The organism is Desulfovibrio faecalis (assembly GCF_053570625.1).
Genome location: NZ_JBRBQR010000001.1, coordinates 2,316,848 through 2,336,103, shown reverse-complemented (window position 1 = coordinate 2,336,103; position 19,256 = coordinate 2,316,848). Strand labels below are relative to the sequence as shown.

Here is a 19,256-nt window from a genome sequence, read left to right as displayed (position 1 = left end):
TTTGTGCCCTTTTTGTTTTGTCTCTTATCTTTTTAGTATTGTTGCCTAAACAGTAAGAGGAGGCGCTGGATGAAACCTACGGCAAGATTTCTTTACTGGTGCGCCACCCTGTTGATCTTCTGCCTGGGCCAGAGGGCTTTAGCCGCATCATCCCCGCAGGGGGATACCGTTGCTGGTGGAGCCTATGGCTTTGAATCTGCCAAGGCATATCTTGAAATGCAGGAGCGTGACCTGGCAGACGCTCAAGGCAAATTTGAAAAGGATCTTTTTCAAAACCTCGATGAAGCAAACGTCATTAATATCAAATATAGGGCGTTACCTCCAAACTATGTGCTGTACAGACTGAAACTGGCGGACAATATCGAGAAAAACGCCAGCAAGCCAGACAAACAGGACGCATATTGCAAGGAATTTTTGTATATTGACAATGCAGAAAGAGAAAATGCGGATAAATTTTTGGCCTATAACGAATCAATGACGGAAAAATTCATTCCGCGTGATACATATCAGGTCATGGATGAAGATATATTACGCAACGTACTTGTGCGGTATCTTGAAACGTACAGCATGGTGTATGGTTTTAAAAATCCTGATTCCATCAGGATTCGGATTGAAAAGGCCATTCCCTTTAAAAATGCCGAAGGCGACTTTGGCATTTTGTATTCCATCGCCCTGACGGAAAAGGACGATGCTGACGATTCTGCGTCGGAAAAAATGTTTCAGGTTTCATACTGCAATGGAGAAATTGTCAGCTTTGAGCCGTCAGCAAATGACGCGGCGGATGCCGCAGTGCTCAAGATTTGCAAGTCACGGCAGTAGCGGCAAGGCTGGCGGGGACATGCGGACAGATAGCATTTTTTTGACGGGGTATGGAATTTGCTTTAAGTATTTATTATCAAAAACGTGACGATTTGTGATGCTATTTTTCGCCACCGCAACCGAACCGGGTTGACCGAATGCTGCTGTCCACCAAACTTTTTTCCAAGCTCACTCCCCAATTGCCCTTGGACGGTGAAATTTACCCCAAGGCCAAGAGTGATCGCCGTCTCGCCCCCAATATCCCCGGGCGGGGCGGGTCGAGGCGTGGTGCCCATCAGCGGTATGAAGCAGAGCTTCAGGTTTCGGTGTACGATGCTTCGGAAGAATCCGCCCCAATACGCTGCCTGAGCGAAGACCTTTCGTCATCTGGCATGCTGCTGCATTGGGCTGATGATGCGCCGCTCCCTGCCGAGGGGCAAAAGCTTGTGCTGCGCTTTACCATGCCGCCGGGCACCTTGCCGGAAGGGTATGAATCACGCGTGCGTATCCCCGCAGATGTTGTGCGTATTGTGGAAGGCGAGGATGGTGAAAAAAAGGTTGCCGTCAATTTTGTGCGCAATCTGGATAACTATCTGCGCCTGAGAAAGTGGCTGCGCCTGGTTGCAACTTCTGTAATTCTGCTTGCAATTTCTGTATATGCCGTTGCCTACATGCGGCAGGAAAGCCTGTTTTACTTCATGTTTGACGTGCCCGTATTTACCTATGGGATTGTTGCGTCCGTTTTTCTGGTGAGCAGATTTGTATTTTCCTTTTTTTACCGCAATGTTCCTGTTGATCCCGACTTTACGCCCGGGGTCACTATTGTCATTCCCTGCTTTAACGAAGAAGAATGGATTGAAAAAACCATCCAGTGCGCCATCAATCAGGATTACCCTCAGGAGAAACTCGAAGTTATCCTTGTGGACGACGGCAGCACGGATAAATCCATGGAGCGTGTGCGGCGCATCGAAAAGCAGATTCGTAAGGAAATAACCGGCGACCGCTTTGTGGTCATTGAACAGCCCTACAACATGGGCAAGCGCCACGCCCTTGCGGCGGGGGCCCAGCATGCCAAGTTTGAGCTGCTGGTCTTTGTGGATTCGGACAGTTTTCTGGAGCCGGACGCCGTGCGGGAAGTGGTGCAGCCCTTCCGCGACCCCAAGATGGGGGCTGTCTCCGGCAGAACAGAAGTGCAGAACAAATGGACAAACGCTCTCACCAAGATGCAGGCCGTGCGCTACTATGTGGCCTTTCGGTTCATCAAGGCGGCGGAATCCGTTTTTGACGGCGTGACCTGCCTTTCCGGCCCCCTTGCCTGTTACCGCAAGGATCTTGTGCTGCACTACCTTGATGAATGGCTCAACCAGAAATTTTTTGGCTATCCGGCCACGTTTGGCGACGACAGAAGCCTGACAAACTATATCCTTGCCCACCACCGCACAGGCTATCAGGATGCGGCGGTGTGTTCCACCATTGTGCCTTCGAGCATGCGTACCTTCATCCGGCAGCAAATGCGCTGGAAGCGCTCGTGGCTGCGTGAAACCCTGCGCGCCAGCTCCTTTATGTGGAGAAAAGAGCCCTTCATGGCGCTTTCTTTCTACATTGGCTTTTTGCTGCCGGTGCTGGCCCCGCTGGTTGTTGTGCGCACCATGGTGGTTATTCCAATTGAGCTTGGCCTGTTTCCCTACAAATACCTTGCGGGCATTCTTGTCACCAGTATGCTCATGAGCGCCTCCTATCTGTTGTTCAAACGCAGCAATCTGTGGCCTTACGGCATTGTTTTTTGCGTTTTCTATCTGGGGGTGCTGTTGTGGCAACTTCCTGTGGCAGTGCTCACGTTCTGGAAGTCGGAATGGGGCACGCGCAATACGTCTGCCGACGTGGCCGCACAGGAAAAGCTGCGCTACGAGCAGAAGATGTTCGTCATGCCCTCTGAAAGCGCCGTTGCCGCAGGAGCAGGGCAGCCCGCCGATCATGGCAAGCACGGTGAGGGCTAGGGCATGCGCGCGCTTTCCAAAGATACCTGGAAGATCCTGCGGTCATGCCTGCAATGGGTATTTCTGATTGGCCTGTGCGTATTTATTGTTCAGCTCTTTATTGAGAGGGGCAGGCCGCCGCAGTTTGACCGTGAATCGTGGACGCAACGCGATGGTTTTACGGCCATTTCTTACGGTTCTCTCACACGCGATGAAAAGCCGGGGCTGAACTCGCGCCAGCAGTTTGCGGAGCACGTGGCAGCCATTGAAAAGGCTGGCTATCAGTGGATAACTTCTGACGATGTCATCAGTTTTTATCGCGATGGAGAACCGCTGCCAGAGAAAGCCCTGTATCTTATGATGGAAGGGGGCCGCAAGGACTCGGTTATCTTTGGGCAGGAGATCATGGGTAAAACAGGGGTGCATGCCTCACTTTTTACAACCACCACCTCACTCAAAAGCTGGAACAACTTTTTTGTCACCAAGTCCAATGTGGCGGCGCTGGCAAAGAGTCCTTTCTGGGATGTGGGCAGCCAGGGGCGGGGGCTGTTGCCCATCAACGAAAACATGCCCAAGGTGACGCCCGGCTACTTTTTGACAGATTTTTTGCGCGATTCCACTGGATTGCCAGCAGAAACAGAAGAGCAGATGCGCGACCGGTTGGCGGCGTATTATAAAGAATCGTTTGAGCCGCTGGCAAAGCTCATGCCCGAGCCGCCCAAGGCTTTTGTGATGATGCCCGCCAACTCCTTTAACGGTTCAATGCCGCATGCGGTCAAAGAGGCCAACCGCGATCTGGTGCAGCAGTATTTTCAGATGGCTTTTTCCAGAGAAGGGGCGGCGTTCAATTCCGCAGTGGATGACCGTTTTGCGCTTACACGCCTACAGATCAAGCCGGATTGGACGGAGCAGCACCTTATGGAAGTGCTCTCGCTCAGAACCGCCAAACGCACACGGTTTTCATTGGCAGAGGGCGACACCGCCGATAGCTGGGTGTCATTTCGCACCAGGGTGGAAGCCTCGGGGCAGGATATTGTGCTGACCCCGCAGGAGGGCAGGGCTGACCCGGTCATCCTGCGCGGCAGCAACCTGTGGGATAATGTTTCGCTGTCCATGACCATTGCGCAGAAGGAAAACGTAGATCGCTACGTCTACCTGCGCTATGCAACGCCCAGTGCCTTTTTGCGCGTGACCCTGCACGGGGCGCGTCTGCTGGTGCAGGAGCGCGTTCCCGGTCAGGGGCTGTATACTATTGCGGATGAAACCATTTCCATCCAGCCGCCCTGGCGCTTTGATATCCTGCTCAAGGGCAACAGACTTAAGGTGTTGCTTGATGGAAAGGCGCTTGGCCCAGGATTTTTGCCAGTTTCACCCACATTGCGGCTTGGGGCGGTCGCTCTGGGTACCGACGATGTGGAGGGGTTCGAGGGACGCTTTGGTTCGCTGAATATCGTGCGTATTCCTTCGCTCTGGCGCATTGAATCCACGGGCAACGTCAGTTCTGGCAGTGTGGCTTCAGCCAGGGCGCAAGAGGTCACTGCATGCGTGGTGCCGCTGGCAGCCAGGGTCAGTGCTGGCAACGCAGATGCCGAAAGGGTTTCGCGTCAGGTGCTGCGCGCTAGGGCGGAGGGCAGCATGACCATTGCCGCTCTTGCCCCCGGCAATCTTGTTCTGGACGACAGCATGCTGCTGATTGCGCCCTTCAGCATAGAACAGAGCCGCAGGCTGTGGGACGGTATAATGGTGCAGCCCCTTGCCCAAAGCTCATGGAAGGATGTGGCGGCGACCCTCAAGGCCATTGCCGCCGCAGGCTATCGCCCCGTGGTGCGCCTTACGCGCGAGGCGGCGGCAGCGCTTGCGGCCTCGGACATTACCCTGCCCGCAGAGCATTACCTGCTTGATTTTACGCGGGCGGAAATCCCCGGCTCTCTTTGGACGCCGCTTGCCCATAGGCATAACCGAAACAATTTCCTTTATGCTACCGCTGAAAAGGGCGTTCTGTACGCTGCGGGGGGCAACTGATGCGCGCCAGTCTCCTTTATTCCAGTCTGCTGTTGACCCTGTGCTGCGGCTTTGCCGCAGGCGCTGTCTGTGCGCAGGAATTTCCGGCTGGGGATAACCGGGCGCGCCTCGATCAGCCTAGTGTTGCGTCCACGAAATTGATCCATATCAAGCGGTCAACGGTTTTCCCGTGTAGGTCCACTTGAATGGTTTGGCCCAGAGCTGGTTGTAGCTCTTGATGTAGTCCATGATCTGATCAACCAGTTCCTGTTTTGACTTCCAAATTCCGCCTCGAATCACGTCTCGGCTGAATATATTGAACCAGATTTCTATCTGATTCAGCCAGGAAGAATATGTTGGCGTAAAATGCAGCGTGATCCGCCTCTTGCCTGCCACCCAGTCTTTGATTTTCTGGTGCTTATGGACAGCCAAGTTGTCTACGATCACGTGCAGATGTCTGCCAGGATTCTTTCGATATAACTGCTTCAAAAACAAAAGAAATTCTTCATGGGTTGCGCTGTCAACACAGCGACCTGAGACGGCACCACTGTGGACAGCCAAGGCCGCCAACAGGCAGGTGGTGCCGTTTCTTTTGTACGTTGCCGTTAGCCTTCGGCTTGCGCCGGGCTTCATGGGTAACAAGGGCTGCGTCCTGTCCAGAGCCTGTATCTGAGATTTTTCGTCAACCGACAGAACCAGCGCGTTTTCCGGCGGATTCATGTAAAGCCCGACAATTGCCGCCTGCTTTTCTTCAAACTCGGGATCAGGACTTTTTCCACACCAATAGGCGGTCTTGTGCGGCTTGATGACAGCCTCAGACAAGATTTTCTGCACTGTGGACTTCCCGTGTCCCGTCACCTCCGCCAATTTGCGCACACTCCAACGAGTGCTCCCATCAGGCGGAGTGGTGCACGCCAGCGCAACTACGCTCACTCGCTCATCTGCTGAAATTTCTTGAGGTCTTCCACGGCCTTGCTTGTCTTTGAGCCCATCAAGGCCTTGCTCCAAGAAGCGTTTGCGCCATTTCAAGCAGCTTTGCCAGTTCAGTCCGGTTTTTTCAGCAATATTATGCAGGCTCAAACCTTCTGAGGCCAGCAAAATCACCTTCGCCCGCAAGGCAAGTCGTTGCTCTGTTTTTCCTGAACCAACCCACATCGTCAGCGTACTTGCTTGCTCCTGATTCAAATCGACCCGGACTCGTGCAGCCATAAACACCTCCTTGGATGGGAGGCATTATTATCTATTTATTTGAAGGACGCAACACTAGAGGGCTGGAACCTGTCAAAAACCCCAATTCCGCAAAGGGGCAGGAGCAGACAAGAGGCGCGGAACCGGAAAAGCTCTCGGCAGCCTACTATTACAATCGCGCCAACTATGCCATCAGCCGCGAAATGTACGCGGAGGCTCTGGGCGAAATCGACAAGGGCATGGATCTGGATCCTGGTTTTCTGCCCTTCATCACGCAAAAGGCCCTTGTGCTTTCGCGCCTGTCGCGGCACGAGGATGCCGCGCGTTTCTATTCGCTGGCGCTTGAAGCCAGGCCGGACGATGCGCGGCTTGCGGCCCTTGCGGCAGAAAATATCCAGAGCAGCCGGGCCAGCGATCCAGCGGCCCTTTCCGCTGATCTGGCAAGGTTTTTCAGCGGTCTTTCCGTCCAGGTGACGCCGGAGCTTCTCAAACTGCTGGCCGAGCGGCAGGATCAGAACAACGCTGTCTTTTTGCCCGCCCTGCGCGCTGCAGGGGCCGTTGGCAAGCTCACGGACGAGGAGCAGGCGGTGCTCAAGGCCTGCCTTGCCAACAACGGCACCGTTGCAGCAGCTCTGTTGCGCCGGCAGAACGACTGGCCACATGGCTCGGAACCGTTACGGGCCGTGTTTGAGGCCATGACCGCCCGCGCCCTGCAACTGGCTGGCAAGCAGGACGAAGCCGAGGCTTTTTATCGGCAGGCAGCCACGCGGGGCTTTAGTCAGGAAACCTTGAACGCCATCAAGGCGCAGGCCTACCTGAACCTTAACGAGCAGAAAAAGGCCGCCACGGTTTACGAGCAGGGCTGGCGAATGGCTTCCAGCCCGCAGGTCTGGGCCGTGCGCGCTGCAGATGCCTACGCCGCCTCTGGCGGCATCAAGGATGCCTGCGATATACTTGAAAAGGCAGCAAAGATTGCCCCGCACGACCTGTATTTGCAGGGGCAGCTCTATTACCGCCTCGCCCAGGCCGGAAAAACCGCCGAACTCAAGGCGCTTGAGCAGAGGCTTGAGGCAAGCGGCAATGACATTGCCGTAAATTTTGGCAAATTCCTGTTCGCCCGGCAGAGCAAAAACCGGGATGCCATGCAAAAAGCCCGGCAGGCCGTTGTGGAGCATGTGGACGATGTCAGCGCTGTTCACGCGCAGGACGACATCCGGCTGATTGTCGCCAGCCTTGGGTTCAGCGGTGCGCAGGCCCCGCAGGAGCAGCAGGCAGAACTCATGCGCAACAACGGCTGGGAGCTGTGGGACAGCGGAAAAATAGACGATGCCTATGTTTCGTGGCGCGATTCCATTGCTCTTGACCCCCAGCATGGGCAGAAGGCTGGCCCCTCCATGTGTGCGGTCTTGTTGCAGCAGGGCAGAACTGCGGACGCCATGGAACTTTTCCGCATGCAGTACCCTGAAATGCCCGTATTCTCTCTTGCCTTGTATCTGATAAAGGACAAGCAGTGGTCTGCGGCTTACCCGCTGTTGCGGTCTATGGCTGCCCCCTCGGGCGCCAATGCCCCATGGTACGCGCTGGCCCTTGCCGCAGGCGCGCTTGAAGGCGGCGACATCCGCGCAGTGGAAACCAGCGCCAGGGCCTTGCTCGCCCTTGATCCGCCGCAGGAAAGCCACACGGTCAGTATTCCCGCCGCTGATGCGGGGGCAGGGCAGTTGCAGTTGAGCAGGTCGCTCTATCTCTCCATGCTGTCGGAATATCTGGGCAAGCTGCTGGATCAGCAGAATGTTGCCTTGATCCCCGAACTTCTGGCCAGCAGGCAGCTTCAAGGCATACCCGCGCCTCAGGCCGCTAAAATGTTGAGCGAAGCTGGTTTCAGCCTTGCAGTTGGCGACAGCGCGCAGGCTGCGGTGCCTTTGTGGCAGCGTGCGCTTGCGCTCAGCCCCGATCTGCCCGAGGCGCATCTGGGTATGGCCCTTGCCGCCGCCATGCAGGGAAATATGACAGCTGCGGAGATTCATCTGAACGCGGCCCCTGTCAATACTTCGGCCCGGCATGAATTCATTCTTGGCCGCATCAGGATACTTGAAGGGCAGACGGATGTGGCTCTGCGTCATTTTGACAACTTTTTGCGCGCGGAACCCGGCAATCTTGCCGCACGGTACGCAGTTTTCAATATTTTTATGTCGCTGGCAGACTACACCCGCGCCCGCGCGCTTTATGGCGAATTTAAAAATGCCGCAGGGCCTACCGCCCGGCTGTATGAAGGGCAGTGCGCCCTTGCCTTGGGCGATGCCGGTCGGGCAGAGGCGATTTTCCGTTCTCTCATGGTCAAGGGTGCAACCACAAGGCCTGTGGCGCCACTGCTTGTGGCAGCTTTGCGCGCCCAGAACCGCTGGGCGGAGGCGGCTTCCATTTTGCAGCAAAGCGGCCTGCCAGATCCGGAAAAACTTACGGCTCTGCGCCGTCAGGCCGAAGACGCACTGGCTGAAGCCCGCTACCCTGCGGCGCGCGGCTACGCGCAGACCTATCTGGCCGATGATCCGGATTCCGCCTATGTGCAATCGCTGTACAACAGCTCCCTGCGCGATGAGTACAGGATGCAGGCTGACCGCCTTGAAAAGCTCAAGCGCGAACAGATACGAATTGCCCGAGGCACGCTTGATCCTGAACGCCTTGCCCCGCAGGAAAGGGAAAAACTGGCGGAGCTGCGCTCCGGCGGTCAGGCTGCGCTTGAGCCCGACAGATCGCTCCTTGATGATGCGCAGACGCATGCCGAAGGCCTGCTTGCCCGCAACACCATACAGCGCGACGCGCTGGAAAGCGTGCTGGATATTTCTCTGCAACGCCATGACTACAATGAAGCGGCCAAAATCTCCCGCCATATGGCGCAGGAATATCCTTACGACATGCACTATCAGTTGCAGTCTGCCGTGCATTCCGGCGCAGTGTCGCGTTTCGACCGTGCTCTGCCTGTGGTGCAATCCCTTTCGGCCCGTGGGCCAAACGGGGCGGGCATGGCCCTGTGCTTTGCCAACATAACCTCGCAGTCGGACGGCAAAAGTTATACCCCGCAGGATGTTGCCGCTTATCTGGATCAGCTTGGCGCAAACTATCGGCCGGTTTCCCTGCCGGAGTTTCTGGCTCCTGCACCCACTGACGCGGCCACTGTTGCGCCGGGTAAAATACCTCTGCTGCTCGTCATCGGGCAGACGCGGCCTGAAGAACTGCAAGCCATAGACGCCGCTCTGGCTCAACGTGGCGGCAGGGCCGTACTGTTGGTGAGCAGGCAGTCGTTTATTCCCGGCACGCCGGACGACCTGCCCAATACTGCGCTCTTGCGCAGGCTTGTGGCCACAGGCCGCTGGGAACTGGCGCTCACGGATACCTCGGGCCGCACCATTGTGGATGTAACAGGCCGCAGGGGCGGCTTCTGGGCACGGCGCGCAATGGTGGACGGACGGCCTGAAACTGTCGAAGAAATGAAACACCGCTGGGCTTCAGCCATGGCCGAAGCACGCCAGCTTGCGCAGTCTCAGGGCTTTGCGGTGACGGCGTGGATGTACCCCGGTGGCGATTACGGGCAGATCAGCCTCAACGGCGATGCGGACATCCGGCAGGCCTATACCGAGGCTGCCCGCGAGGTTTTTGCAGTGGCCTTTGTGCCCACTGCCAACGGCTATCACACCAACAGCCTTGATCCGCTGTTTGTGCCAGTGCGCAACGTGTATGCGCAGCTGGACGCCAAGGCCATAGCCTCCATGCCGCAGAACCATCCCACGCGCCTCGCTGTGCAGACAGAGGGATTGCTGGCAAGCTGGCACGGGCAGTTGCCGCGTGCGGAAATGCTCTTTGCCCGGGCGGCCTCGCTTGGCCTTTCGCCTGCGGATAACGCCTATTACCGCGCCAGCAACGCGCTGTTTGACGAAGATGCGCCCTATGCCAACGAGCTTGCGCGCGAAGCAAAGCGGCTTGATCCGGATAACCCGCGAACGGACGAACTCCTTGATCGCGCGCAGCGGCTTTTGCGGCCCAGGGCCACGTTCAGCCCCCACGGATGGACAGACAATGCCGGGCGCAGTTTTGCGGAATACGAACTTAAGGCTTCCACCTTTTTGCAGGAGAATCTCTCTGCCCAGGCTTCGGTTTCCGATCTGTGGTGGAAGAGCGACCACAATTCGCTGCACGGTCACGCCATCGGCATCGGGCTGCGCTACTTCCCTTTCAAGCAGCATTGGCTTGATCTGATGGTGCGCGATGTGCAGCCGGACAGCGGTTCTTCCTTTATGGAAGCCCGCGCTGCCTGGCGCGGCGTGTATTCGGTCGATCCCTTGCGCATCAACGGGCCGTACACCCTCAGCTACAGCCGACAGTCAATCGAGACGGCGGAAAGCGTCAAAAAGGGTGTGTACGCCGACAGGCTGGGCCTGAATACCGAGGCCCGCATACTGGACTGGGGCGTGCTTCAGGCCGAAATCTTCGGCACCCAGCGCACGGATGGCAACCGCACTGTGGGCGGCACCGTCAGCCCCCGCTATATTGTGTGGGACAAGCCGCAACTCCAGGTGGGCTATCTGTTCAGTGCAGCCGACAGCGACAGGAATCCTGCCGACTATTACGCCCCTCAGGAATACGTCAACCATATGGCTGTGGCCTCGTTTGACGTGGCGCTTTTTGACCAGATGCACGTGCGCGGCTTTGCCGGATATGGTACGGCCATATCCAAGAACAAAAACTGGGAGCAGGTTCTGCGTTACAGCCTTGATCTGAACTGGGTTCCTGCCGATAACTGGAGCCTTGCCCTTGGCTACAGGCGTATGGAACTGCCCGACTACAACATGGATGAATATTCACTGAACCTGCAATACGTTTTTTAAGAGCTGTTCAGTGTTCTGCGCCGGGCCGTCTGGCCCTTGCGTTAAATCCGTCCGGGCCAAAGCGCCGGGGAGGTTGTTATGAAATGTCTGCGTTCTGCCGCTTCTGCGGGACTGCTTGTGCTGTGTTGCGCATTTCCGGCGGTGGCAGCCGATGCATGGGTGGCGGATTGGGACATGCCCAACGGGCTTGCTGAACTGCGTCAGGGCAACTTTAAAAACGCGCTCATGTTTGCCGCGTATTTTGACAGGCAGGGCAGACCCTTCCTCACCGATGACATGAAAAAGGCCTTGCGCGGCGGGCTTGGGGCTTCGCTGGGCCAAAGCCCCAATGCACAGGGCGTGTTCCTTTCAGTCGTTAATGACGTGGTTGAAGCCCCCGGTAAATCTGTGCAAAAGGACCCCTCCCTTGTGAGCCGGCTCATGGCTACGGACGCCAGCCGCGCCGCGCACCGCAGCGATCTGCTGGCCCTGCTGGCGGCCTATCCCTTTACAGGGCTGGAACTTGATTACGAAAGGGTCAATATGGATGACTGGCCCCGGCTGCTGCAATTTGCGCAGGAGCTTTCCGCCACGCTGGCTGCTCAGGGTAAAAAACTGCGGCTGGTCATGGAGCCAAAGCAAAAGTACCTGCAAGGCAATCTGCCCGCAGGCCCGCAGTATGTGGTGATGGCCTACAACCTGCACGGCAATCACAACGGGCCGGGGGCCAAGGCTGACGATGCCTTTTTGCGCCAGTTGGCCCAGTGGTGCGCTCACTGGCCTGTTAAGCCTGGGTTGGCGCTTTCTGCGGGCGGTTTTGCCTGGACGGGCAGGGGCGTTGTGGATCTTACCGAGCGCAAGGCCGCCGCATGGGCGCAGGGCGCGGGCGTACAGCCCAAGCGCGACCCAGCCAGCCATGCCCTGTACTTTAAGGCGGCGGACAACACCCCAGGCAGCCCCCTGCTTGCCAAGGGGGGAACCACTGGCGGCAGTTGCGAAATCTGGTATGCGGATGGTGAAACCCTTGCCCATTGGGCCGATGTGGGGCGCAGCCTTGGCTTTGGCGATGTGAGCCTGTGGCGTCTTGGCGGCAACACGCCGGAATCTCTGGCTAAAATTTCAGGAAAGTAAGTGATGACGCCGCAAAGCAGTGATATGCAGGTGCGTTTGCACACCTTTGGAACCATTGTGTGCCTGGCGGTATTGCTGCTGTGCGCCAGTTTTTGCACGGTTTTTGCGGCCGTGGTTCAACCCTCGCGGAGCCTGTATGTGGGCGCGGGATTCAGCGGTGGTGACGGACTCAGCGCAGACAGGCCGCTAGGCAGCATCAACGCCGCGCTGCAAAAAGCCCGTAAAGGCGATGTCATCGTTGTTGCGCCGGGAGTATACCGGGAATCCATACGGGTTTCCACAGCGGGGCTTACCATTTTGGGCAGCGCACCCGGCAAAGATGCGCTTCAGGTTGTTATCGCCGCTCCGGCTGGCAAATCAGGGTATGTGCTTGCCGACAGCGCCGATACCATATGGCGCGGCATTGCCTTTCGCATCGGGGACAGCGCCGCAATAAATTTGCGTGGTTTTACCGGGCGGTTTGAATTTTGCCATTTTACCTCTGAAAGCCCGGTGCCGGGCATTGAAGTATATGGCGGCGATTTTGTGTTTCAGGGCTGTACCTTTTCGGGCGGGGCCGAGCCGACAGCCATGCTGGCGCTCAATGGGCAGGCAGGGCGCAAGAGCCGTGTGACTCTGGCTTACTGCCTGTTCCGCGATAACCCCGGCGGCGCTGTGCTGCTGCGGGGTGAGCAGGATGTGCGTTTTGTGAACTGCCTCTTTGCCGCCTGCCGTTTTGTCGCCATGCGTCAGGCCGGGGTAGGAGCGCAAATTTCTGCCGTCAACAGCATATTTTTTCTCAGCCCGGAGCCAAGTCTGTTTTTACAGTCGCCCTCCGCTCCCAAAGCGCGCCTTGAAAGCTGCCTGTACGCGCCAGCGCCCGGCGATTTCATGAAATGGCAGGCCAGGCCTCTCGACCAGCAGCCGGAAGTTACCGCTGTGAACTGCATCACGGCCTCTCCCCGTTTTGTGGGCGGGCGCAATGCCTTGATAAACCTCTGCGTGGACGACACTGTTAATGCCCCGGTATGGCGTTCGCTCACGCCAGCTGCTGCAAAGCTGGGGCTGAAAATCACCCTTGCGCTGAATACGGACGCGCTCTCTCCGCAATACTGGCAGATGATTGTTCCGGAGGTAAACGCGGGATTTGAAGTGGCCTCCCACGGTGCCGTGCATGCCAGCATTACATCTGCCGAGGTATTGCGCGTTGGCTGGTTTGATCCGGCGGGCACATCAGCCTCTCTGTCCATAGATCAGGCAGAGCAATTGCGGGTGGTTGCGGACAGCAAGGAGCTGTGTGTTATTGACCTTGCAGTCCAGCCCTATCTTTCCATGGGGGCGCTGGTGCGTCAGTTGCAGGAGAAAGGCCTCAGGGCGGAGCTTGTGAGCCTGAGCCACGAGAAAATTCCCGCCTATCTGCTGGCCCCGGTACAGGAGCAGGATATCTTTTTTGCGCGGCACAATGCGGAACTGGTCATGGATACCAGGGCATACATGCACTACATGCTGTCTGAATCGCGCCGTAAGATTGAGCAAGGCCTGCGGGAGTATCATGCTGCGCAAAAAAACTGCACGGCTTTTGTGTGCCCCTACAGCGAGAGCAATACAAATATCCGGCAGGCCATGCAGTCTACGGGTTTTCAGGTTGCGCGCAGCCATATGGCGCAGCGCTTCCTATCTGCCGTTGAACGCGTCGATCTCTCTGCCCTGCAAAGCATTTCTCTGAAAGATATCGTGCCCGGCGCGCCAACGCCCAATCTCAAGGAAATGCTGCGCATGTATCTGGATTATCTGAAGTACCACGGTTCCATCATGGGGCTATACAGCCACGGAGCCAACGAATGGACAGCCAATCAGTGGATAGACCTCTTTGAGGTCTTGCGCGAAAACCGTTCTGTAAAAACAGCCGGGCTTGCGGAAATAGCCGCCATAGTCAAGGAACAGTGCGAATCAACAGGGCCGTGGACATACCGCTGCCCCTCGCAATCTGGCCCTGTGGGCGGCGAGACATCGTTCAGGCCTGGGCAGGATTCACCCCTGATTGGCGCTGGCGTGCCGACAGAATTTAACACGGATTATGCGGGCAGGCCTTTGCAGGCAGGGCAGAGGCCCAATATCGGCTTGTACTGACGGCAAACAAGACTATCGCTGCCATCAAGCGCTCTCAGGCGCAAAAAAAGGAGTCGCCTTTTGGGTAACTCCTTTTTTGTGGGCGTTTGCAGAAAATCCGGCAGACCAGCTCTTACGCCTGTGCTACCAAGCCTGTTCGAGCAGGGTGACGATATCATCGTGCGAGGGCATGCGCGGGTTGCTGCTGGTGCAGATGTCTTCCAGCGCGTTGGCGGCCATGGAATCCAGGCTTTGACGGTAGACCTGTTCGTCAACTTTAAGCTCGCGTACCCGTGCGGGAATCTTCATGGACGTGTTGAGGTCGCGCACGGCGTTTATCAGGTTGCGCGTGCCTTCTTCCACCGTGGTGCTTTCAAGGCCGATAAAGGCAGCAATTTCTGTGTATTTGACGCCTGCGTCAAAGCTGTTGAAGCCTATGACAAAGGGCAGCAGCACGGCATTGGCAAGGCCATGCGGAATGTGGAACAGGCCGCCCAGGCTGTGGGCCATGCTGTGGGTAACGCCAAGGCCGCTGTTGGTAAATGCCAGCCCGGCCATGCACGAGCCGATGAGCATGTTGTCGCGCGCGGTCATGTCGTCGCCGTGGTCATAGGCGCGCTTGAGGTAGGAAAAAACATTGCGGATGGCCTGCTCCGCGTAGATAGCTGTAAACACGTTGCTGTAGCGCGAAGTGTAGGCTTCCACCGCATGGGTCAGCACATCCATACCGGTTGCGGCGGTCACGTGCGGGGGCACGGTACGCGTAAATCGGGCGTCAAGGATGGCGGCGTCAGGAATGAGCATTTCGTCATTCAGCGGAATTTTCACCGAATTGACCTTGTCGGTGATGACCGCAATGGAGGTCACTTCCGAACCTGTTCCGCTGGTGGTGGGGATGGCGACAAGCGTTGTTTTTCTGGTTCTTCCGGGTTTTCCGTGGGTAACCCCTGTCAGGAACTGGCCGGGTAGAGGTTTAGACCGCCACAGAAGAAGTAGATGGCTGTCTTGAAATGCTCCCGGTTCCTATAACCGCAAGCCTTCCTCTTGATGGCCATGATCTTGCTGTTGAGGCCCTCGGCCACGCCGTTGGTGATCCTGTGGCGGCAGAAGGTCAGGATGTTCTCAAGATGTCTCTGAATCAGTCCGCCCACTTTGCGCATTGGGGCAAGATCTGACCTGTTCACCCAGACCAGCCATCGCTTCACAAAACGTCTGGCCCATCCCGTGCTCAGGTACTTCCAGACGTCGTTCAGGCTTTCCTTCATGGCCCAGGCCTTGGCCACCTTGAGGTTCGCTGTCTTCAAGGCCTCCAGGGCTGGCCGGTGTTTGTCCGGCAGATTCTCCTCCCGGTATAGCCAGAGGAATTTCGTGCCCTTGAGTCGATGGTCATCCTGACTTGTGAGTTCGCGGTGCTCTTGCTTGCGTACCCGGTCCACAGCCTCGCCTACGTGTTTCATGACGTGGAACCGATCGTGAACGATTTTCCCCGCCGCGTCCGGCACATGTTTGAGCGTAGCTTTAAAATAGGGCTCCCACATGTCCATGGCCACGGCCTTGATCCGCTCCAACTGCGCCTTGGTGAACTGAAGGTAGTACCCCTCAAGGCTTTCGGCCTTACGCTCGTCGGCCACATACTCCACCGTGCTGCCGATCAGATCACAAACCACGGTCACATAGTCGTGCCCCTTGCGGAATGCCTTCTCGTCAACGCCAAGATACCGCGAGGGATTCGATTGCTTGCGCTCCCGGCCCCGGCGCACCGCCCTTTCCATGACACCCCATGCTTCGTCCCAGGTGATGCGCAGGATGCGCCGCGCTCCTGTTACGGTGGCGCACTCGGTCAGCACGTCGATGATCAATCGCTCCATCAATATGGTGAAACGTGCCTTGGACTCGGCCCAAGGCACGTTGACCTGAAGGACGCCATGCTCGGGGCAGTCCACTCGGGGAATCCGAGCATGCAGGAACGTCTTGAACTGGCACGTGTCCAGATGGCGCCAGACACGAGGCTCGGCATGGTCGCGGCAAGCCAGCTCTCGACCACAAGTAGGGCAAAACCAGCGAACACCAGGACCATGCTCCACGCGGATGTCTACCCGACCTTCCGCCGTGTCCAGTTCAACAGCCTCAACAAACCAGGGCTCGGTCAGCCCGAGAATCCGAAAATATAGGTCCGTATCCTTCATTGGTGCCCTCCGGGAAGGACATTAGCAGATCAGCTACCCACGGAAAACCCGGAAGAGCCACTGTTTGAGCACACTCCGAGTTAGCAGAATGCCAAGAGCTAAAGAAAACAAAACGCCAAAGCCAATAGCTCCATACAGCAACCTGGCCGAAAATTGAGCAAGTTCTCTATTGTCATCGGCTTGCCGCTTACCATTGCTAACCTTTGTAGCGACCATCTCTTTGATCTCTTTTTGGAGATCAAGACCAGTTCGCGACGTATCACTTAGCATAAAATCTTTAGCTTCAATGTAGTTACGGTTAGTGGCAAGGTTAACAAGCTTGTCGGCGCTGCTCCTGTAAGCGAGCAATACCTTCATAAAGCGTTCATACTGTTCCCGGCTATTGGCTGAGATGAGAGTTACTTCAACATTTTTTAGGTTTACACTAAAAGTGGAACGCATAGTAGCAATTTCTTCAAGGTAAGGCTTAAAATCCTTAATTTCTTCATCCAAAACTAATTCCCGAAGAAGTATGCGCATCTTCATAAAATTTTCCATCATGGAAACAAGATCTTTCATCGGCTCAGTTGCACGAGTGTAAAGCCGTGCATCTGCTTCCTCCATCTGCTCCATTTTTGAAATCGCAAACACACCCACACATATTGTGATAAGGGTGACCGCCATAAATGCCATCAACATCTTACCCTGAAGCTTCATGGAAAAAAACTGACTCATCATATCCCCCAATATGTACTTTATTGCGAAGAAAACTGGCCATCAGCACAACGCCAATAAGCAGATCGCCAAAATATCTCTGCATTTACAAATTCAATATATGTTATTTTACTTACATCCAACATCCTAACAAATTAGATAATAACATATTTCTAATGATTTTAAATGACAATTATTAAACCTCAGCATTACCCCATACCTCTGATAGTAAACTTAATGTTAATAAATAGAGACAACACAGCAATATAAATTAATATTATTTTTTTACAGATAACCTTACTATAGATCAAAACACTTCAATTTTATTCATAGGAAAGTATTTTACAAACATGCGTAGACCACCTGACTTACAACATAATATAAATTAAACTTATTTATCTTCAACATCAATAAATAATCCTTATTGTATTATTAAACATCAAAACAGTATGCAACATACTCTAAATATACTCTCAAATTATTCTGCGAAACATTGCAATGCCACACTCACACAAAACTACCGCATGTCTTCAAAAATTTGCATCACTGATGCAACGTTGATTAATATTTCTAGTTACATGATTTTTATGAAAAATTGCAATTCACTCCAAACGCAAACTAACTCCATTCCACTTCCGGCAGTTTCTTCCACAAATCACATGCATGAGTTGTTATTCAAATTGGGAAATATAAACATAACCAATTGACACAATTAGCATTACATACGTTACCCCTGCCAATTGCCATCCATGCCACCAGCAATGGAGGAGCGTTAACGAGGTGCGACGCATAAAAACACCGCCCATTTCTGGGCGGTCTTCCAAAGGAACGGGATTGAGAGGGTCATCCGTTCTTCATTTCAACTATGAGCCGCTGTAATGCCTGGGACTGCTGCGCAAGATCAGCTACAGCTGTAGATGCCTGTTCCATTGCCTGAGCTGTTTCGGCAGAAATAGTAGCTACCTGCTCCACAGAATGGTTAATTTCCTCACTTGCAGCGGATTGTTGTTCACTGGCGGTTGCAATAGATTGCACCTGGTCATTTACCATGTGAACAAATTCCAGAATCTGCTTGAGCGATTCGCCGGACTTGGCCGAGAGCTTTGCGGCTTCTTCAATGGACACGCCAGCCTGCTCTACGTTGTGGATATTCTTGCGCGTCCCCTCCTGAATACCCAATATTGTTTGGGCTCTTTGGAGCATGGTCCTGGTGTTCGCTGGTTTTGCCCTACTTGTGGTCGAGAGCTGGCTTGCCGCGACCATGCCGAGCCTCGTGTCTGGCGCCATCTGGACACGTGCCAGTTCAAGACGTTCCTGCATGCTCGGATTCCCCGAGTGGACTGCCCCGAGCATGGCGTCCTTCAGGTCAACGTGCCTTGGGCCGAGTCCAAGGCACGTTTCACCATATTGATGGAGCGATTGATCATCGACGTGCTGACCGAGTGCGCCACCGTAACAGGAGCGCGGCGCATCCTGCGCATCACCTGGGACGAAGCATGGGGTGTCATGGAAAGGGCGGTGCGCCGGGGCCGGGAGCGCAAGCAATCGATCCCTCGCGGTATCTTGGCGTTGACGAGAAGGCATTCCGCAAGGGGCACGACTATGTGACCGTGGTTTGTGATCTGATCGGCAGCACGGTGGAGTATGTGGCCGACGAGCGTAAGGCCGAAAGCCTTGAGGGGTACTACCTTCAGTTCACCAAGGCGCAGTTGGAGCGGATCAAGGCCGTGGCCATGGACATGTGGGAGCCCTATTTTAAAGCTACGCTCAAACATGTGCCGGACGCGGCGGGGAAAATCGTTCACGATCGGTTCCACGTCATGAAACACGTAGGCGAGGCTGTGGACCGGGTACGCAAGCAAGAGCACCGCGAACTCACAAGTCAGGATGACCATCGACTCAAGGGCACGAAATTCCTCTGGCTATACCGGGAGGAGAATCTGCCGGACAAACACCGGCCAGCCCTGGAGGCCTTGAAGACAGCGAACCTCAAGGTGGCCAAGGCCTGGGCCATGAAGGAAAGCCTGAACGACGTCTGGAAGTACCTGAGCACGGGATGGGCCAGACGTTTTGTGAAGCGATGGCTGGTCTGGGTGAACAGGTCAGATCTTGCCCCAATGCGCAAAGTGGGCGGACTGATTCAGAGACATCTTGAGAACATCCTGACCTTCTGCCGCCACAGGATCACCAACGGCGTGGCCGAGGGCCTCAACAGCAAGATCATGGCCATCAAGAGGAAGGCTTGCGGTTATAGGAACCGGGAGCATTTCAAGACAGCCATCTACTTCTTCTGTGGCGGTCTAAACCTCTACCCGGCCAGTTCCTGACAGGGGTTA

General features: G+C 55.5%; 11 protein-coding genes and 1 pseudogene. 7 read left to right on the top strand and 5 right to left on the bottom strand.

The window, feature by feature from the left end:
* Positions 1–69 precede the first annotated feature (69 nt).
* The 3 genes from ACUZ79_RS10255 to ACUZ79_RS10245 all read left to right on the top strand — a co-directional run bounded on the left by ACUZ79_RS10255 (position 70) and on the right by ACUZ79_RS10245 (position 4,796).
* On the top strand, positions 70–819 hold the full coding sequence (locus tag ACUZ79_RS10255; RefSeq protein WP_449251529.1) for a hypothetical protein: 750 nt from the start codon (positions 70–72) through the stop codon (positions 817–819).
* 137 nt (positions 820–956) lie between these two features.
* Positions 957–2,795: a glycosyltransferase gene (locus ACUZ79_RS10250; protein WP_449251528.1), complete on the top strand. Its 1,839-nt coding sequence runs from the start codon at positions 957–959 to the stop codon at positions 2,793–2,795.
* Between the two features lie 3 nt (positions 2,796–2,798).
* Complete coding sequence (locus ACUZ79_RS10245) at positions 2,799–4,796, top strand: hypothetical protein (protein ID WP_449251527.1); 1,998 nt, start codon at positions 2,799–2,801, stop codon at positions 4,794–4,796.
* A gap of 147 nt (positions 4,797–4,943) precedes the next feature.
* Here the strand turns inward: ACUZ79_RS10245 and ACUZ79_RS10240 are convergent, their stop codons facing one another.
* Complete coding sequence (locus ACUZ79_RS10240; RefSeq protein WP_209817615.1) at positions 4,944–5,984, bottom strand: IS630 family transposase; 1,041 nt, start codon at positions 5,982–5,984, stop codon at positions 4,944–4,946.
* Between the two features lie 14 nt (positions 5,985–5,998).
* Here ACUZ79_RS10240 and ACUZ79_RS10235 point away from each other — a divergent pair, with 14 nt between their 5' ends.
* The 3 genes from ACUZ79_RS10235 (at position 5,999) to ACUZ79_RS10225 (ending at position 14,062) form a co-directional block, all read left to right on the top strand.
* Positions 5,999–10,843, top strand: a complete 4,845-nt coding sequence (locus tag ACUZ79_RS10235; protein ID WP_449251526.1) for a hypothetical protein — start codon at positions 5,999–6,001, stop codon at positions 10,841–10,843.
* Between the two features lie 78 nt (positions 10,844–10,921).
* Positions 10,922–11,953, top strand: a complete 1,032-nt coding sequence (locus ACUZ79_RS10230; protein WP_449251525.1) for a glycosyl hydrolase — start codon at positions 10,922–10,924, stop codon at positions 11,951–11,953.
* Positions 11,954–11,956: 3 nt separating this feature from the next.
* On the top strand, positions 11,957–14,062 hold the full coding sequence (locus tag ACUZ79_RS10225) for a right-handed parallel beta-helix repeat-containing protein (protein ID WP_449251524.1): 2,106 nt from the start codon (positions 11,957–11,959) through the stop codon (positions 14,060–14,062).
* Between the two features lie 123 nt (positions 14,063–14,185).
* Here the strand turns inward: ACUZ79_RS10225 and ACUZ79_RS10220 are convergent, their stop codons facing one another.
* The 4 genes from ACUZ79_RS10220 to ACUZ79_RS10205 all read right to left on the bottom strand — a co-directional run bounded on the left by ACUZ79_RS10220 (position 14,186) and on the right by ACUZ79_RS10205 (position 18,123).
* Positions 14,186–14,938, bottom strand: a complete 753-nt coding sequence (locus ACUZ79_RS10220; protein WP_449252175.1) for an iron-containing alcohol dehydrogenase — start codon at positions 14,936–14,938, stop codon at positions 14,186–14,188.
* A 53-nt stretch (positions 14,939–14,991) separates the two neighbouring features.
* On the bottom strand, positions 14,992–16,227 hold the full coding sequence (locus tag ACUZ79_RS10215) for an ISL3 family transposase (RefSeq protein WP_096152604.1): 1,236 nt from the start codon (positions 16,225–16,227) through the stop codon (positions 14,992–14,994).
* A 33-nt stretch (positions 16,228–16,260) separates the two neighbouring features.
* The gene (locus ACUZ79_RS10210; RefSeq protein ID WP_449251523.1) at positions 16,261–16,941 is read right to left on the bottom strand and encodes an MCP four helix bundle domain-containing protein; all 681 of its coding nucleotides are present in this window, start codon (positions 16,939–16,941) and stop codon (positions 16,261–16,263) included.
* A gap of 822 nt (positions 16,942–17,763) precedes the next feature.
* Positions 17,764–18,123 (bottom strand): methyl-accepting chemotaxis protein, encoded by a 360-nt coding sequence (locus ACUZ79_RS10205; protein ID WP_449251522.1) that lies wholly within the window; start codon positions 18,121–18,123, stop codon positions 17,764–17,766.
* Here ACUZ79_RS10205 and ACUZ79_RS10200 point away from each other — a divergent pair.
* A pseudogene (locus ACUZ79_RS10200) lies at positions 18,115–19,247 on the top strand (ISL3 family transposase); the annotation flags it as partial. The gene ACUZ79_RS10205 and the pseudogene ACUZ79_RS10200 sit on opposite strands and share 9 nt — an antisense overlap.
* Positions 19,248–19,256: the final 9 nt, after the last annotated feature.

Bases quoted from the DNA above. Each gene is read 5' to 3' on its own strand.
- ACUZ79_RS10255 (WP_449251529.1), top strand. From the start codon at position 70: ATGAAACCTACGGCAAGATTTCTTTACTGGTGCGCCACCCTGTTGATC.
- ACUZ79_RS10250 (WP_449251528.1), top strand. From the start codon at position 957: ATGCTGCTGTCCACCAAACTTTTTTCCAAGCTCACTCCCCAATTGCCC.
- ACUZ79_RS10245 (WP_449251527.1), top strand. From the start codon at position 2,799: ATGCGCGCGCTTTCCAAAGATACCTGGAAGATCCTGCGGTCATGCCTG.
- ACUZ79_RS10240 (WP_209817615.1), bottom strand. From the start codon at position 5,984: ATGGCTGCACGAGTCCGGGTCGATTTGAATCAGGAGCAAGCAAGTACG.
- ACUZ79_RS10235 (WP_449251526.1), top strand. From the start codon at position 5,999: ATGGGAGGCATTATTATCTATTTATTTGAAGGACGCAACACTAGAGGG.
- ACUZ79_RS10230 (WP_449251525.1), top strand. From the start codon at position 10,922: ATGAAATGTCTGCGTTCTGCCGCTTCTGCGGGACTGCTTGTGCTGTGT.
- ACUZ79_RS10225 (WP_449251524.1), top strand. From the start codon at position 11,957: ATGACGCCGCAAAGCAGTGATATGCAGGTGCGTTTGCACACCTTTGGA.
- ACUZ79_RS10215 (WP_096152604.1), bottom strand. From the start codon at position 16,227: ATGAAGGATACGGACCTATATTTTCGGATTCTCGGGCTGACCGAGCCC.
- ACUZ79_RS10210 (WP_449251523.1), bottom strand. From the start codon at position 16,941: ATGAGTCAGTTTTTTTCCATGAAGCTTCAGGGTAAGATGTTGATGGCA.
- ACUZ79_RS10205 (WP_449251522.1), bottom strand. From the start codon at position 18,123: ATGCTCCAAAGAGCCCAAACAATATTGGGTATTCAGGAGGGGACGCGC.